The sequence below is a fragment of the Nocardioides sp. 31GB23 genome (assembly GCF_040012395.1).
Lineage (GTDB): Bacteria > Actinomycetota > Actinomycetes > Propionibacteriales > Nocardioidaceae > Nocardioides > Nocardioides salarius.
The window spans coordinates 1-14,847 of record NZ_JBDYKJ010000095.1 but is presented as its reverse complement, the minus strand read 5'-3'; the positions used below and the strand labels follow the sequence as shown (position 1 = coordinate 14,847).

General features: G+C 67.9%; 13 protein-coding genes. 10 read left to right on the top strand and 3 right to left on the bottom strand.

The features are described 5' to 3' along the window. Positions 1-357, bottom strand: a 357-nt coding sequence (locus ABKW28_RS21160; protein WP_348613040.1) for a metalloregulator ArsR/SmtB family transcription factor, incomplete at its 3' end; no start/stop codon positions are given. 74 nt (positions 358-431) lie between these two features. On the opposite strand from ABKW28_RS21160, the gene ABKW28_RS21155 reads away from it, so the two are divergent. The 9 genes from ABKW28_RS21155 (at position 432) to ABKW28_RS21115 (ending at position 10,863) form a co-directional block, all read left to right on the top strand. Next, the gene (locus tag ABKW28_RS21155; protein WP_348613038.1) at positions 432-2,705 is read left to right on the top strand and encodes an MMPL family transporter; all 2,274 of its coding nucleotides are present in this window, start codon (positions 432-434) and stop codon (positions 2,703-2,705) included. A gap of 32 nt (positions 2,706-2,737) precedes the next feature. Continuing rightward, positions 2,738-4,288 carry an MFS transporter gene (locus ABKW28_RS21150; RefSeq protein WP_348613036.1) on the top strand — a complete coding sequence of 517 codons (1,551 nt, stop codon included), beginning with the start codon at positions 2,738-2,740 and terminating at the stop codon, positions 4,286-4,288. A gap of 9 nt (positions 4,289-4,297) precedes the next feature. After that, the gene (locus ABKW28_RS21145) at positions 4,298-4,903 is read left to right on the top strand and encodes a class I SAM-dependent methyltransferase (RefSeq protein ID WP_348613034.1); all 606 of its coding nucleotides are present in this window, start codon (positions 4,298-4,300) and stop codon (positions 4,901-4,903) included. 168 nt (positions 4,904-5,071) lie between these two features. Next, positions 5,072-6,235, top strand: a complete 1,164-nt coding sequence (locus tag ABKW28_RS21140; RefSeq protein ID WP_348613032.1) for a cytochrome P450 — start codon at positions 5,072-5,074, stop codon at positions 6,233-6,235. A gap of 872 nt (positions 6,236-7,107) precedes the next feature. After that, positions 7,108-7,488, top strand: coding sequence for a metalloregulator ArsR/SmtB family transcription factor (locus ABKW28_RS21135; RefSeq protein ID WP_348613042.1), 381 nt, complete (start codon positions 7,108-7,110; stop codon positions 7,486-7,488). Continuing rightward, complete coding sequence (locus ABKW28_RS21130; protein WP_348613030.1) at positions 7,488-8,390, top strand: cation diffusion facilitator family transporter; 903 nt, start codon at positions 7,488-7,490, stop codon at positions 8,388-8,390. The genes ABKW28_RS21135 and ABKW28_RS21130 overlap by 1 nt, the downstream gene beginning before the upstream one ends. A gap of 311 nt (positions 8,391-8,701) precedes the next feature. Beyond that, positions 8,702-9,142 (top strand): hypothetical protein, encoded by a 441-nt coding sequence (locus tag ABKW28_RS21125; protein ID WP_348613028.1) that lies wholly within the window; start codon positions 8,702-8,704, stop codon positions 9,140-9,142. 372 nt (positions 9,143-9,514) lie between these two features. Next, a complete protein-coding gene (locus ABKW28_RS21120; RefSeq protein ID WP_348613026.1) occupies positions 9,515-9,922 on the top strand; it encodes a MerR family transcriptional regulator in 408 nt (135 codons plus the stop codon). Beyond that, positions 9,919-10,863 carry an alkylmercury lyase family protein gene (locus tag ABKW28_RS21115; protein WP_348613024.1) on the top strand — a complete coding sequence of 315 codons (945 nt, stop codon included), beginning with the start codon at positions 9,919-9,921 and terminating at the stop codon, positions 10,861-10,863. The genes ABKW28_RS21120 and ABKW28_RS21115 overlap by 4 nt, the downstream gene beginning before the upstream one ends. 634 nt (positions 10,864-11,497) lie before the next feature. Here ABKW28_RS21115 and ABKW28_RS21110 read toward each other — a convergent pair. Both ABKW28_RS21110 and ABKW28_RS21105 read right to left on the bottom strand, forming a co-directional pair. Next, a complete protein-coding gene (locus tag ABKW28_RS21110) occupies positions 11,498-11,677 on the bottom strand; it encodes a helix-turn-helix domain-containing protein (RefSeq protein WP_348613022.1) in 180 nt (59 codons plus the stop codon). Between the two features lie 151 nt (positions 11,678-11,828). After that, the gene (locus ABKW28_RS21105; protein WP_348613020.1) at positions 11,829-12,950 is read right to left on the bottom strand and encodes a tyrosine-type recombinase/integrase; all 1,122 of its coding nucleotides are present in this window, start codon (positions 12,948-12,950) and stop codon (positions 11,829-11,831) included. 829 nt (positions 12,951-13,779) lie between these two features. Here ABKW28_RS21105 and ABKW28_RS21100 point away from each other — a divergent pair. Then, on the top strand, positions 13,780-14,679 hold the full coding sequence (locus ABKW28_RS21100; RefSeq protein ID WP_348613018.1) for a glycerophosphodiester phosphodiesterase family protein: 900 nt from the start codon (positions 13,780-13,782) through the stop codon (positions 14,677-14,679). The last annotated feature ends 168 nt before the right edge of the window (positions 14,680-14,847 follow it).

Here is a 14,847-nt window from a genome sequence, read left to right as displayed (position 1 = left end):
GGACTCGGTGGGGGTGGCTGAGGGGCCGTAGCGGGGGCAGAGCTCGACCGTCTCGCCGGTCAGGGCGAGCAGTTGTTCGGCGGCGCCGAGCAGGTCCATCAGCTCGGGGTGGGCGATGGAGTAGAACATCTGACGACCCTCGGGTCGGCCCACGACGAGGCCGCAGTCGCGCAGGCAGGCGAGGTGACCCGACACGGTGCCCTGTGCGAGCCCGAGCTCCCGGGTCAGATCCACCACGCGGCGCTCGCCGTCGGCGAGATGGCGGATGAGCGCCAGCCGCTTGCGGTCCGCGAGGCCGTGGAACAGCGCCGCTCCCCGCCGCAGGGCCGGGTCGAGCTTCTCCGTTGTCATTGACATAGCCCGATGATAGCGGCAGGATGATTGATCGTCCACTTCCGCTGACAGCGGCCATGGCTTTGAAGGGGTTCGGGATGGTGACGACGGTGCTGCACCGCGAGCAGGGCGGACAGGCGGAGCAGGAGGGTGACGCAGGGCGGGTCCTGCGGTTGCTGCTACGCCGCAAGGGTCTGGTGCTGCTCGCTGCGCTGTTGCTGATGATCCTGGCAGGCCTGTCCGGGCGGGACGCCGGGGACAAGCTGACCTCGGGTGCCTACCTGGATCCCTCAGCAGAGTCGCAGCGCGCGGCCGAATTGCTGGCCGAGGAGTTCCCGGGCGGACCGGCGAACCTGGTCCTGATCGCCGAGGCGAGCAGCGGCTCCGTCGACTCCCCGGCGGCCGCGGAGTCGGGACGCGAGCTGACGCGACGCTTCGTCGAGATGCCCGGCGTGGGCGGGGTGACGTCCTACTGGACGACGCCGGACCCGTCCCTGCGGACCGACGATGGACGCTCGGCGCTGATCGCGCTGCAGCTGACCGGCGGCGAGCACGCCGCGCAAGAAGCCGCGTCGCGGATCATCGACGACCTAGAGGACATCGAGGAGACCTCCAGCGGGTTGCGGGTCAGCGCCACCGGGTCCGCTGCGGTGGGTCTGGCGGTGGACAAGCAGGCCGAGAGCGACCTGATCTCCGCCGAGAAGGTGACCTTCCCGATCACCCTGCTCGTGTTGCTGCTGGTCTTCGGCTCCGCGATCGCGGCCGGCCTGCCCCTGCTGGTGGGTGCTGGCGCGGTGGTTGGCACGCTGGCGGTGCTCGGGCTGCTTGCCGAGGCCACCACGATGTCGACCTACGCACTCAACCTGACCACCGCTCTGGGGTTCGGCCTCGCGGTCGACTACAGCCTGTTCCTGGTCACCCGGTTCCGTGAGGAGCGCCGGGCGGGTCGCACTGTCGACGCCTCCGTGGTCATCGCCGTGCGTACCGCCGGGCGCACCGTGGTGTTCTCCGCGGTCACAGTGGCGCTCTCTCTGGCGGCGCTGCTGTTGTTCCCGATGCCGTTTCTGCGGTCGCTGGGTTACGCGGGGATCGCGGTCACGGCGCTGGCCGCACTTACTTCGGTGGTCGTGGTGCCCGCGCTTCTCGCCCTGGTCGGGCACCGGCTGGACCGCGCCGACGTGTTTGCCCCGATCCGCAGGCGCATCACCCGGCGACGTACCCGAGGAGGGGGGGACCGGCAGGCCTGGCACCGGATCGCCGCGCTGGTGATGCGCCGCCCCGTGCTGATCCTGGTCTCGGTCAGCGCGGTGCTGGTGCTGCTGGTGCTTCCGTTCGCCGGGGCGAAGTTCGGGCTGCTGGACCACCGGACCCTTCCCGCCGACCACCCAGTGGCCGAGACCGCCGAACGGCTGGCACAAGACTTCCCCAGCGCCGCCGACGACCCGATCACCGTGGTCCTGCCCGGACGTGACGCCGCACCGGTCGAGGGGGACGAGCTGGACGCGTACGCCACCCGGCTCTCCACCCTGCCCGGGGTGGCCACGGTGGAAACCGCCACCGGCCGCTACGTCGACGGGCAACCGACTGCCCCTACCAGCGGACGGGCCGGCTCTCTGGGTGCCCGGTACACCTCGGCGGCGGGAACCTGGGTGGCGGTCACCCCGGTGGCCGTGGAGCCCGCCGACTCCCGCGACGTGGTGGGCGATATCCGGGACCAGCCTGCACCGGGAGAGGTGCTGGTCGGCGGCTCGGCGGCCACTCTGGTCGATGCCACCGACACGATCGCCGACCGACTGCCGTGGGCACTGGGCGTGATCGCCCTGTCGACGTTCGTGCTCTTGTTCCTGTTCACTGGGTCGCTGCTGATCCCGGTGAAGGCGATCGTGACCAACCTGCTCAGCCTCAGCGCCACCTTCGGCGCCCTGGTCTACGTGTTCCAGGACGGCCACCTGCGGTGGCTGGTCGGCGACTTCACCCCGACCGGCACCCTGGAGACCACGTTGCCGGTGCTGGTCTTCTGCATCGCCTTCGGCCTTTCGATGGACTACGAGGTCTTCCTGCTCTCCAGGATCACCGAGGCCCACCGCAACGGCGCCACCACCACCGAAGCCGTTGCCCAAGGGTTGCAACGCACCGGCGGACTGATCACCGCCGCGGCCGCCATCCTGGCCACCGTCTTCCTGGCACTGGCCGCCTCGAACCTGACCGCGCTGAAGGTGATCGGCGTCGGCCTGACCCTGGCGGTCGTCCTCGACGCCACCATCGTCCGCGCCCTGCTGGTGCCCGCGATCATGCGACTCGCCGGCGAGGCGAACTGGTGGGCCCCCGCGCCGCTGCGGCGGCTGCACAACCGGCTGGGCCTCACCGACTGACCGCACCATTCCACCCAGGGAAGGAAGCAATCATGAGTACCACCTACGACGATCCGCGGCGCTGGTGGGCGCTAGCCGCCCTCGCCCTGGCTGTCCTGACCCTCGGCTTCGACATCACCATCATGAACGTCGCGCTGCCGACCATCGCCACCGAGCTGGAGGTCGGCACCGACAGCCTGCAATGGATGGTCAACGCCTACGTCCTGGTGATCGCCGGACTGATGCTCACCTGCGGGGCGCTAGGAGACCGGTACGGCCGCAAACGACTGCTCCTCATCGGCCTCGGCGTGTTCGGCATCTCCTCGGCTGTCGCCGCCGGGGTCGACTCGGCCGCCCTGGTGATCGCCGCACGCGGCGTTATGGGCATGGGAGCGGCCATCATGATGCCGGTCGCCTTCGCGGTCCTGGCCGCGCTCTTCGGACCTGCCGAGCGGGGCAAGGCGGTCTCGCTACTGGTCATGGGGCTCGGGATCGGCATCCCGCTCGGACCGATCATCGGCGGCTACCTACTCGAGCACTTCTGGTGGGGCTCGATCTTCCTGATCAACGTCCCGATCGCGATCATCGGCGCGATCGCCATCGCGGTCCTGCTCCCGGAGTCGCGCGACCCGTCGCCACGCCGGCCCGACGTTCTCGGAGCGGTGCTGTCCACCGCAGGGCTGACCTCGCTGGTCTACGGGGTGATCGAGGCCCCCGCCCGGGGTTGGTCGGACCCGATGACGGTGGGGGCGATCACCGCGGGGTTGGCGGTACTGGGAGCCTTCGTGGCCTGGGAGCTGCTGGTACGCGACCCGATGATCGACCTTCACCTGTTCGCACGGCCTCAGTTCCTGTGGGCCAGCATCGCCGGCGTCCTGGTGACGTTCGGCATGCTGGGATTGTTGTTCGTCGTTCCGCAGTACCTGCAGTTCGTCGCCGGCCACGACGCACTCGGCACCGGGATCCGGCTGCTCCCGCTGATCGGAGGACTGGTCGTCGGCGCCCCCGCGGGGGAGCGGCTGGCCGCGCGCACCGGCTACCGGGTGCCGGTCTCGGCCGGACTGGCGGTGCTCGCCGCAAGTGCGGCACTCGGCTCGTTCACCGCCCTGGAGTCCTGTTACGGATTCGTCGCCGCCTGGCTCGCCATCGCGGGACTCGGGATCGGGATGGCGCTCGCGCCGGCCATGGACGCCGTCCTCGACGCTCTCCCGACCGAGCAAGCTGGGTCAGGTACCGCGATCACTATGACCTTGCGTCAGACCGGTGGTGCCCTCGGCGTCGCCCTGCTCGGAAGCCTGCTGGCCGAGGGCTACGCCGACCGGGTGAACACCGCCGGCCTGCCGGCCGAGGCGGCGGCCGCGGCACGCGAGTCAATCGCCGGTGCCCTCGCTGCTGCCACGCGCCTTGGCGAGCCAGGCGTCGCGGCCAGCGCGCATGTGGCCTACCTGCACGGCATGACCCTGGTGTTGGTCGCTACGGCGATCACCGCCGGGCTCAGTGCGCTGCTCACCACGTTGTTCTTGCCCGGCAGGCCCACCGCTGGTGACGACCATCACCATCGCACGCCGCAAGCGAGCACCGTCTCCGACGACAGGGAGCGCTGACCGATGCTGATGAACAAGACGGAGACCCTCCTGGTCACCAGCCCCGCCAACCGCACCTTCCAGCGCTGCGTCGAAGCACCGATACTGCGCCGGCTCGGTGGCCGTACCCCAGGAGCTCGCGCGCTGGAGATCGGCTGTGGCTCGGGCTACGGCACCAAGCTCATCATCGACCAGTTCGGCGCCGCCGCCGTCGATGCCATCGACCTCGACCCCGCGATGGTGGCTCGGGCCCGCCACCGGCTGCGCCGGTACCACGACCAGGTCCGCGTCGTGCAGGGCAGCGCCGACGATCTCCAGGCCGCACTTGGTGCCGAGGACTCCAGCTACGACGCCGTGTTCGACTTCGGGATCATCCACCACGTCACCAACTGGCGCGACGCCGTGGCCGAGGTCGCCCGCGTCCTGAAGCCCGGCGGGCAGTTCTACTTCCTCGAGGTCACCGCCGCCGCGCTCGCCCGAGCCAGCTACCGCCGGTTTCTGGACCACCCGCTCGAGGACCGGTTCACCGCCGGCCAGTTCCCCGCTGAGCTCAGCGGCCACGGACTCGATCCTGCCGAGACCTGGCGCACCTACGTCGGCAGCGACTACCTCGCCGGCGTTGCCCAGAAGTCATGATCAACGCCGTGTGCCAAGCGCGGGCACGGCGGCAACTGTCAGTACTGTCGAGCGATGCACAGGAAGGGAACCCTCGTGACACCCTCGAAGGTCAAGTCGGTCGATAGCACGCTCCCGTTTCTACGAGATCCCTATCGCTTTGTGTCTCGGCGGGCTGCCGAGCTCGGCGTGGACGTCTTCGAGACCAGGCTGCTGCTGCGCCGTACCACCTGCATGACCGGCGCCGAAGCTGCCAGCGTCTTCTACGACCCGGCACGGTTCCAGCGCGCCGGAGCCGCCCCGGCGCCACTGCAGAAGACCCTCTTCGGAAAGGGCGGCGTGCAGGGCCTCGACGGCGAGCACCATCGACAGCGCAAGGCGATGTTTCTCCAGATCAACCACCCCGACCGCGTCGAAGCCCTTGCGGAGGTCGTGTCCCGGGAGTGGGGCGAAGCGGTGGCGGACTGGACGACGGCCGACCAGATCGACCTGTACGCGCAGGTCCAGGTGCTCCTAACCCGAGCAGTCTGCGAGTGGGCCGGCGTGCCGCTCTCGGAGGCGGAGGCGGAGACACGCGCTCGGCAGCTGGCCGCGCTCTTCGACGAGGCCGGCGCCATTGGACTCGGGCACTTGCGGTCCCGGGCAGCGCGGAAGGCCACGGAACGATGGGCCGCCGACCTCATCGAACAGATCCGCTCAGGTCAGCTGGAGGTCTCTGACTCGTCCGCGGCATCGGTGATCGCAAACCACCAGGAGCCCGACGGGCAGCCGATGACGCCTCGGGTCGCCGCGGTCGAGCTCCTCAACGTGCTACGACCCACGGTCGCCACGAGCGTGTACATAACGTTCGTCGCGCACGCACTGGACACGCATCCGGTCTGGCGGGAACGGCTCGCGCGCGGCGATGGGAACGAGGATCTGGCGTTCGTGGAAGAGGTACGCCGTCACTACCCGTTCTTCCCGGCTGTTGCCGCCATCGTCCGCGAGGACTTCCAATGGCGGGACCACCGCTTCCCAAGGGGCCGCCGCGTCTTGCTCGATCTGTACGGCACGAATCGCGACGGCCGCTACTGGGACGACCCGGAACGCTTCAACCCCGACCGGTTCCTAGGCGAGGAACCCGATCGGTTTGCCTTCGTGCCTCAGGGTGGGGGCGACCCCGCCGTGCACCATCGGTGCCCCGGCGAGCCCATCTCCACCCGCCTCATGGGCGTGGCACTGGAGCATCTCGCCAGGCACATGACGTACACGCCCGTGGTGCCGGCGGCCTTGTCGGCGATCGACTATGGGCGGCTGCCCGCTCTGCCGGACCGTGGTTTCCGGATCCGGAACATCTCCTCGCGCCCTGCGTGAGCAGCGAACGAACGGAGCGTTACCCGTCGCCGAGGAGAAGGTCGACTCGCATTTGCTGCCTGATCTCAAGAAGGACCAGAAGCAGGACGACTGCCGCCAGTACGAACCGGCGCCCGCGTGGCGCGAGCTGGACACTCACATTGAGCCATCGCCTACTGAGGATTCCGACCGCTGCTCGAACCAAGACAGCGACTGACGAAGCGACGACGATGATGCCCAACGGGTTGTAACGCCACGCCCTCGCTAGTTGACCCTGCGCCGTGTAGCGGGCGGACCGTGTGCCGCCGCAGAAAGGGCACGCCACGCCCCATTCGTGTAGCGGTGAGCGAAGGTCGACTGGCGGCAGGCCAAAGAGCGCCATCGCAACCGCGATGGCGGTAAGGCCGAGGGCGACGGCAGTGACCGCCATGTGCCCGTCTCGCCGTTCCCATCGAGCGCTGAGGCTGCTGCGACCCGGCGCGGCAACAGCGGCGGCAGGCTCGGTGCTGTTCACGACGCGGTTTCCTTGTTCCACCGCCGGACAACATGTGCGGCGTCACCCTCGAGTTGCACCCCGATCGCTCCTTCCGCGACTCGAACGGATTCCACCTGATCCCGAGGCTAATACTATCGGCGTAGTACTGCTGCCTTTCCTTAACGCTCCCTTCCGCAGCCACCCCTTATCTGACCGGCGAAGCCATCGCGAGGCCACCCGGTTGTCAGCGATGGCATAGGGAGGTTGACCCGGGCGCAGGATGCACGATCGCGCTGTTCGCGGTCGACGCCTGGAAGGTCTGCGGGGAACGGTGTGTGACGGCCTCGACTGGCGTCTCCATGCCGCCATTGCCATCTCCGCTTTGTAGCAATATCATCGCCAAATGGCGATCACAGGAATGCGGGTGCGTCTCGACGACGCCGTGGACGAGCGAGCAGCGTTGGTGCCAGCAGCGTGCTTGTTCCGGGCGATGGCTGATCCCTCGCGGTTGGTGATTCTTCAGCATTTGACGATGGGGGAGCACCGGGTAGTCGAGCTGGTGGCCCATCTCGGGCTGGCGCAGTCAACGGTCTCGAAGCACCTCGCCTGCCTGCGTGAGTGCGGCCTTGTCGACTCGCGACCGGTCGGGAGATCGTCGGTCTTCGCCCTGACCGAGCGCGACCTGGTGCTGCGAGTGCTCGGTGTCGTTGATGAGCTTCTAACGGCTTGCGAGGCGGCTGCGCTGTGCTCGAACGCCGGTGCCGGGCGACCTGCCAGCGCTGGACGGGCAGAGTCCTGATGGGGACTGGGCATGGTCACGGGCACGCGACTGCCTCCGGTCGGCATCGGTGGCGGTTGACACTTGCATTCGGACTGGTGGCGGGGTTCTTCGGCGTGGAGCTCGGTTTCGGGCTGTGGTCCGGTTCTCTCGCCCTGCTCTCCGATGCGGGGCATATGGCCGCCGACGTCGTGGCTTTGGGCGCGGCGCTGGTCGCGACCAGGATCGCGACCCGGAAGGACACGACCGGAATGCGCACGTTCGGCTCCTACCGCGCCGAGGTATTCGCCTCCGGCCTGGCGGTGCTGCTGATGCTCGGCGTGGCCGCCTACGTCACGATCGCGGCACTCGGACGGATCGGAGACTCGGTCGAGGTCGAGAGTGGCGCAATGTTGATCGTCGGCGCGATCGGCCTGGCGGTGAACATAGCCGCTCTACTGCTGTTGCGCGGCGGCGCGACTGAAAGCCTCAATGTGAAGGGCGCCTACATGGAGGTCGTAGCCGACACTGTTGGCTCGGTCGGCGTGATCGTCGCCGGGGCACTTGTCGCCCGGACGGGCAGCGCGTGGTGGGACACCGGGATCGCCTTCGCCATTGCCATCTTCGTCGCCGTCCGCGCAGTGACTCTCGGACGTGAGGTGTTGGCGGTCCTCGGGCAGCACGCTCCGGCTGGCGTAGAGCCAGCTCGGGTCGAGAGCGAGCTGGCTGGGGTGTCGGGCGTGATCGACGTCCACGACCTGCACTTGTGGACGCTCACATCGGGCATGAATGTCGCGACTGCCCACCTGGTCGCACACGCCGATGCTGACACCGACGCCGTGCTCGGGTCGGCACGAGAGCTGCTGAGCACGCGGTTCGAAGTTGAGCACGCAACCTTGCAGGTCGAAAGCGATCCGGCCTCCTGCAGCGAAATGTCATGGTGATGCGGGTCAGGGCGCTACCGAGTTTGTCCGTTCGGCAAGCGCCCGGAGTCCCTATGGCCATCGTCCGACTGCTTGTCGAGCCGTGCCGGTTCCACCGCAGCCACCGTGCCAACCAGCCCTTCGGCCTCGCACCGACCCCAACAAGCTCCCCAGGACCCCCTTTGATCAACGCCCGAGACCGGTACCGTCACCGCCTCCTGACAGCGGCCGTCTGCGCTACTTTCACCGCAGGGCTCATTTCAGGTTGCAGCAGTGACTCAGCCGACACGACGACGGCCCCGTCGAGCTCGCAGCAAGGAGGCGCTGAAACCGTGACGGCAGACGGCCGTTCCATGCCGCCATGGCCGGCGCCCGTCGCTGACGTCCCCGATCGCGTTGCCGCCGCAGGCCTCGACCTCGGACCGATGGGTACGGCTGAGCACTACCACCCGAACCTGCAGATCATCATCGATGGCCAGCAGGTCCAGGTCCCGGCCAACATTGGTGTGGACCCCGCCACCGGCGCCATGTCCGCCGTTCATACACATGAGACGGACGGCACGATCCACATCGAGGCGGACACCGTCGGCGAGACCTTCACCCTCGGGCAGCTGTTCACGCAGTGGGGCCTCAAGCTGACGCCGACCCAGATCGGCGGCGTACGCGTCGACGACGGCGTCCTACAGGTCACCAGTGACGGCGCGCCTGTGGAGGGCGACCCGGCTGACCTGCGCCTGGAGCCCGAGCAGCGCATCGTGCTGCGGGTCCGCTGAACAGCAACGGTCTGTTGGGAGTCCGGCGCGCCGATAAGGACAAGCGTCGGCGGCGCGAACCTCGCGTTGAACAGATGCGGGCCGACGGGCCCGATCGACCAGGGGCGGCTACCTGCCCTGTCAGACCGTGGTTCCCGCATCCGGTCCATCTCCTGGTGGCGCCGGTGATGGGCGAGGCGTGCCCGCCCCGGCCCGACTCGATACCCACTGAAACGCGAGCCTCGACCAACACGCCGGATCCGAGGGGCTGAGATCCACCTCGTGAACGGGGTTGGGGAGTTGCACACACCTCGAGCGACCACGCGGTGCGGTGCGGGGTCGCGAAGCTTGGGGCTTGACTCCGTAGTTGGGTCCAGGGTTCAGCATGAGTGCATGCGAACCAGTGAGGTGGCCAGGCGCGCCGGGGTCAACAACGAGACGCTGCGCTACTACGAGCGGCGCGGCCTGCTGGCTGAGCCGCCCCGGACCACAGGTGGTTACCGGGACTATCCGCCGACAACGGTGGAAGTCCTGCGGTTCATCAAGCGTGCCCAGGAGCTGGGGTTCACCCTGGAGGAGGTGGAGGAGCTGATCGGCTTGGCCGCCGGTGGTCCGGACAGCTGCGAGGGGGCGCGCGCGCTGGCCGAGCATCGCCGCGATGACCTCGCAGAGAGGATCCGTGATCTGCAGCGGATGCACGAATCGCTCACCGAGCTCGTTGCTACCTGCGATCAGCCCCGCGCCGACCGCAGATGCGCACTCCTGGAGGCGATTGACCCCGCCCGGGAGGCGATCCGATGAGTCTCGAGGTTTTGCACGTACGGGATTGCCCGAACCTGCTGCCACTGCTGGAACGGATCGCGGGGATCACCGATCTGCCGGTCACCACCCGCTTGCTCGAGTCCGAGGCGGCGGCCGCGGATCTCGGCATGGCCGGCTCCCCGACCCTGCTGATCGACGGTGTCGACCCGTTCGCGGCGGCCGATCAGCACGACCGCGGGATCTCCTGTCGTCTTTACCGCGACCCGGACGGGCGGATCGTTCCGGTGCCGACGGTCGAGCAACTCCGCGACGCGATCGGCGCGGCACACGCGCCGCCAGCGCCGCGCGAGGTGCTGAGCGCATGGCGAACCCGCGCGCTGCCTTTGGACCCGATGGAGAAGGCGGTCCACCAGGCGATCCTGCGGGCCTTCGCGGCCACGGGCCGACCGCCGGCACCCCGCGAGCTGGACACCGTCACGGCCTCCGCTGGCCGGCGCACCACCGAGGTTCTGACCTCGCTGCACGAGATCGACGCCATCCGGCTAGGGCCCGACGGCCAGATCGCCGTGGCCTATCCGTTCTCCGCCACGCCGACCCGGCACCGGGTCCGGCTCGGCGGCCAGGTCGAGGTCTACGCCATGTGCGCCCTCGACGCCCTCGGGATGTCGGCCTTGACCGCCCAGGACACGCGAATCGACTCCGTCGACATCACGACCGGTCAACCAATCATCGTGACCACCTGTGATGGCCGAACCAGCTGGGAACCTGCCACGGCGGTGGTCTTCATCGGTGCGGACTCGGGAGGAGGGCCGTCCGCGGAGTGCTGTTGCGACTACCTCAACTTCTTCGGCAACCGCGACACGGCCCATGCCTGGGCCAGCGGTCATCCGCGCATACCAGTCCAGATCCTCGACCAAGCCGAAGCCGAAGATCTAGCGGTCCATCTGTTCGGGAACCTTCTCCCGCCGAGAGGTGGCTAGGGCGACCGTTCGCGCTCGCTCTTCCATTCGGCCAAGCCAACATTCTTGTGGTGCAGCCCGATGGCCCTCGCCGGTAGCCACCACTTGACGACCCGACCGACGGCCGTGCGGCGGCACCAACAATCGGCGTCGCAACCACATTGCCGGTTGCGGGGATTGTGTATTCGGGCGATGAGGCTTCTCCCCACACCGGACAGTCTATGCGGGCCACCGCGCCCACGGGATTGCGGGCGCTGACCTGTGGCCACTCCCGTTGGCTGGGCGCCGATAACCTATCTTCCGTCGTCCACTCCGGTATCACCCCACACGACCGGACGCGCGGGATGACATTCACGTCCTGTGCCCTATTCGTGCCAACGTCGCGGGGCGAGGGAGTTCATACCACTCTGACTGTCAACGACGTCGAAAGCCGACCCCCTTCCTACGGGTAACTCGCCCGTCGGTAGGGGGTCAGTGTTCAGGCGCCGCCGACATTGACCTCGGAAACGCCGGAGACGGGTCGTGCCCTCTCAAGGCGGTAGCAGCCAGAGACCGGCCGGGGGAGTGGGACGGCTCGTCGGATGGCGCGGCCGATGCATACGAAGCGCCATGCTGTGGCCAGCAGTCTGCGCAGTGCCAGCCATCCGGCTGGAGGCTACGACGCCACTGCCAGCGACTTGACGTACACCTCCAGGTCTGCCTTGCGGACTAGGCGTGTGCGGTCGATGCGAACCGACTGCAGCTGGCCTGACTTCAGCAACTCGTAGACCTTCGAGCGGCTGATGCTGAGGTAGGCGGCGACCTCTGGAACTCGGTAGAGCAGCTTGTCATCCATGGCTTCCTCCGGTGACGACGTCCTGACAGTCACCTATGGGAGTCGAAGACCCTCCGGCGATCACATGATCCGGAATCTCTTCCCGCGCAAGGCTCGTCGCAGCGCGGCCGACGTCGTGCGACGAGGTCGGGACTTCACAGGCGCGCAAGCTTCAGGCTCGCTCGGTGTGAGAGCGCCGCGTGATCCGGTCTAGTGCGTTCAGGTTCTTGTCGTCAGCGTCGGGAAGGCTGTGCAGGTACTTCTGGGTTGTCTGAATCTGGGCGTGGCCCATCCGATCCATGACGCTCTTGAGGTCCGACCCCCCGGCGAGCAGCCAGGACGCGTGGGCATGGCGGAGGTCGTGGATTCGGACGTTGAAGTCGACGCCGCTGGCCTTGACCGCGGGGAGCCACACGTGGGTGCGGAAGCTATTGCGGGATATTGGGGTTCCGAGCCTCGTCGCGAACAGCAGGTCGTCCGGCTCAAGGCCCTCGTTCTTGATGCGCTCGGCGATCGCGTCGAGCCAGTCTTGGCGTACACCGAACGTTCGAGGTTCGTTGTCCTTCGGGTAGGGCTTGACGATGAACCGCTCGCCGGTGGGGGAGTGCTTCTTGGAGGTCTCTACGATCGTCTCCTCAACGGTCAGCGACCGCCGCAAGAAGTTGATGTGGCGCGGCCGGAGCGCGATCAGTTCGCCCCAGCGCATGCCGGTCTCGATGAAGGTCTCGACCATGAGCCGGTAGCGGTCGGGGACGGCACGGATGAGGCCGTCGAACTCGTCGGGCGTCAGTGTGCGCGACTTCTTGGTGATCACCTTTGGCAGTTCGGTGTGGTCGCAGGGGTTGTGGACGAGGACCCGATCGCGGACTGCGCGACGGAAGATGGACGAAAGGAGCACGTGGTACTTCTTGATCGACCTCGGTGAGAGTCCTTCCCTGTGCGCCTTGCTCACCCAGTCCTGCACCAAGGAGGGCGAGATCTTGTTCAGGGGCCGATTGCCGAACGCCGGGTAGAACTGCTTGTTCAGGTAGGACGTGTAGGCCGCGCGCGTAGTGATCTCGAGGTGCTTGTTCGGCAGCCACTCATTCTCGACGTAGTCGCGGAAGGTGATCTCTCCGCGCGTGGTGTCGTGCCAGGAGCCGGCCAACACCTTCTGTTCCTCGCGGTTGGCCGCCCTCCCTGCTTCTCGTCGGGACGAGAAGGTGCCGGCCGAACGCTTGACGCCATCGGGATCGCGGTAGAGGCCGATGAAGCGAGTGCCGCGTACCCCAGCCCGCTCTTCCACCCATGCCATGCAGAGCCTCCAACCCGCGATGATCGCTTGTGGGCAACTTGTGGGCAAACGTTGCCGGATCGTGGCGAACGTCGGTGGACCCTGGTGGAATCCACAAACGGCCGCTGACCTGCGAGTTTACTAGGATCCCAGCGCGATGGCGACCTCCGAAGAACCTAGGTGGAATCACTCATAACCCAGAGGTCGCAGGTTCAAATCCTGCCCCCGCTACCAAAGTAGAAACGTTAGAACCTCGGTCCTTTACAGGGCCGGGGTACTTTCTTTCCCACGGGAGAGCGCCCTAAGGGCGTTCGAGGCGCAGATTGGCGCCCAGACGCTCCCAGGGCGACGTTCGCCTGGCCCGCGACGGAAGGTCGGCACCGAGTGCCCGCTCAACCCTGTGCGCCGTCCTGCCCACATCTGGGACGACGTAGAGGTCAGAAGTTCTAACGTTTCTTGTTCGGTCGGCACCTCTCGGCACCACAGCTCAGATGTCACCTACTCGTGCAGCAGTCCCCTTCTCGATCTCGGCTTGGTGTCGTTCACTCAAGCGTTTGCGCTTTGAGTACTGCACTGTTGGGTGAACAGACCGATCGGAAGGCGCTGACCGGTAGATAGCGGTGTTGGTGTTCACCTCACCCAGGACTACAAGGCCCAGAGGCCCCTTCTCACCAGTGCTGGCGAGAGGGGGCCTCTGGCGTTCCTGGGGTGGGGTCAGTCCTCCTCGTCGTGCCGGCCAGGAGTTCCGGCCGGCGTCGGAGCCAGGTCATCTCACGGTCATCGGGGCGTCGCACTCGGCCGACAGCGTCCGGGTCGTCAGCCCCACTTCGACCCGCTCGGGAGATCGATCATGCGCGTGACCTCACGTCTGTCCGTCCTGCTCGCCACCACCCTCGCCGGCGCCGCGGCGTCCTCGGCGTTCCTCGCACCGTCCGCCGTCGCGGCGGCCGGCCCGCCGGAGCACGTCGGCGTCGCCAACGTCGCCCACCGCGGCGCGATGGGCCACGCCCCGGAGAACACGATGGCCGCCTTCGAGCTGGGGGTGGAGATGGGCTCCGACCTGGTCGAGGCCGACGTGCAGCGCTCGAAGGACGGAGTGCTGGTGCTCGTGCACGACACCACCCTCGCGCGCACGACCGACGTCGAGGAGGTCTTCCCCGACCGGGCGCCGTGGCGGGTGGGCGACTTCACCTATGCCGAGATGCAGCAGCTCGACGCGGGCTCCTGGTTCTCCGAGGAGTACGCCGGCGAGCCGATCCCGACGATGGCCGAGATGGTCCAGCAGCTCCGACGCGGCCGCGCCGGCATCCTCATGGAGGTGAAGTCTCCGGCCCTCTACCCCGGGATCGAGCAGCAGGTCGCCGACGAGCTCGCGAGCTTCCCCGGCTACCTCACCTCCGCGGTCCGGTCCGAGCGGCTGGTCGTGCAGAGCTTCGACTGGGCCTCCATGGCCCGCTACCACGAGATCCAGCCCTCGGTGCCCGTCGGACTGCTCGGTCGTCCCGCCGAGTCGCTCCTGCCCGAGCTGTCGACCTGGGCCGACCAGATCAACCCGAGCTTCCGCTCCTTCGACGCGGCGTACGTCGCCGCCGTGCACGACGCCGGCATGGAGGTGCACACCTACACCGTCAACGAGCGGGCCGACATGCACCTGGTGCTCGACCGTGGGGTGGACGGGGTGATCACGAACTTCCCCGACGTCCTCGAGGACGTGCTCGCCGAGCGCCGCACTCGCGCCCGCGCGGCCTAGGACCGACGAGGCGCCCCGCCTCGCCATCACCCGTCTGACCTGCGGAAACGCGGGCCAGGCGGGAATGTCGGCGGCTGGTGATTGGGTGGAGTCATGCTCAAGGACGCGGTGGTGGAGGAGATGTCGGAGGAGGCTGTCCTCGACACCGCTGCCGAGCTCGCGACCGCG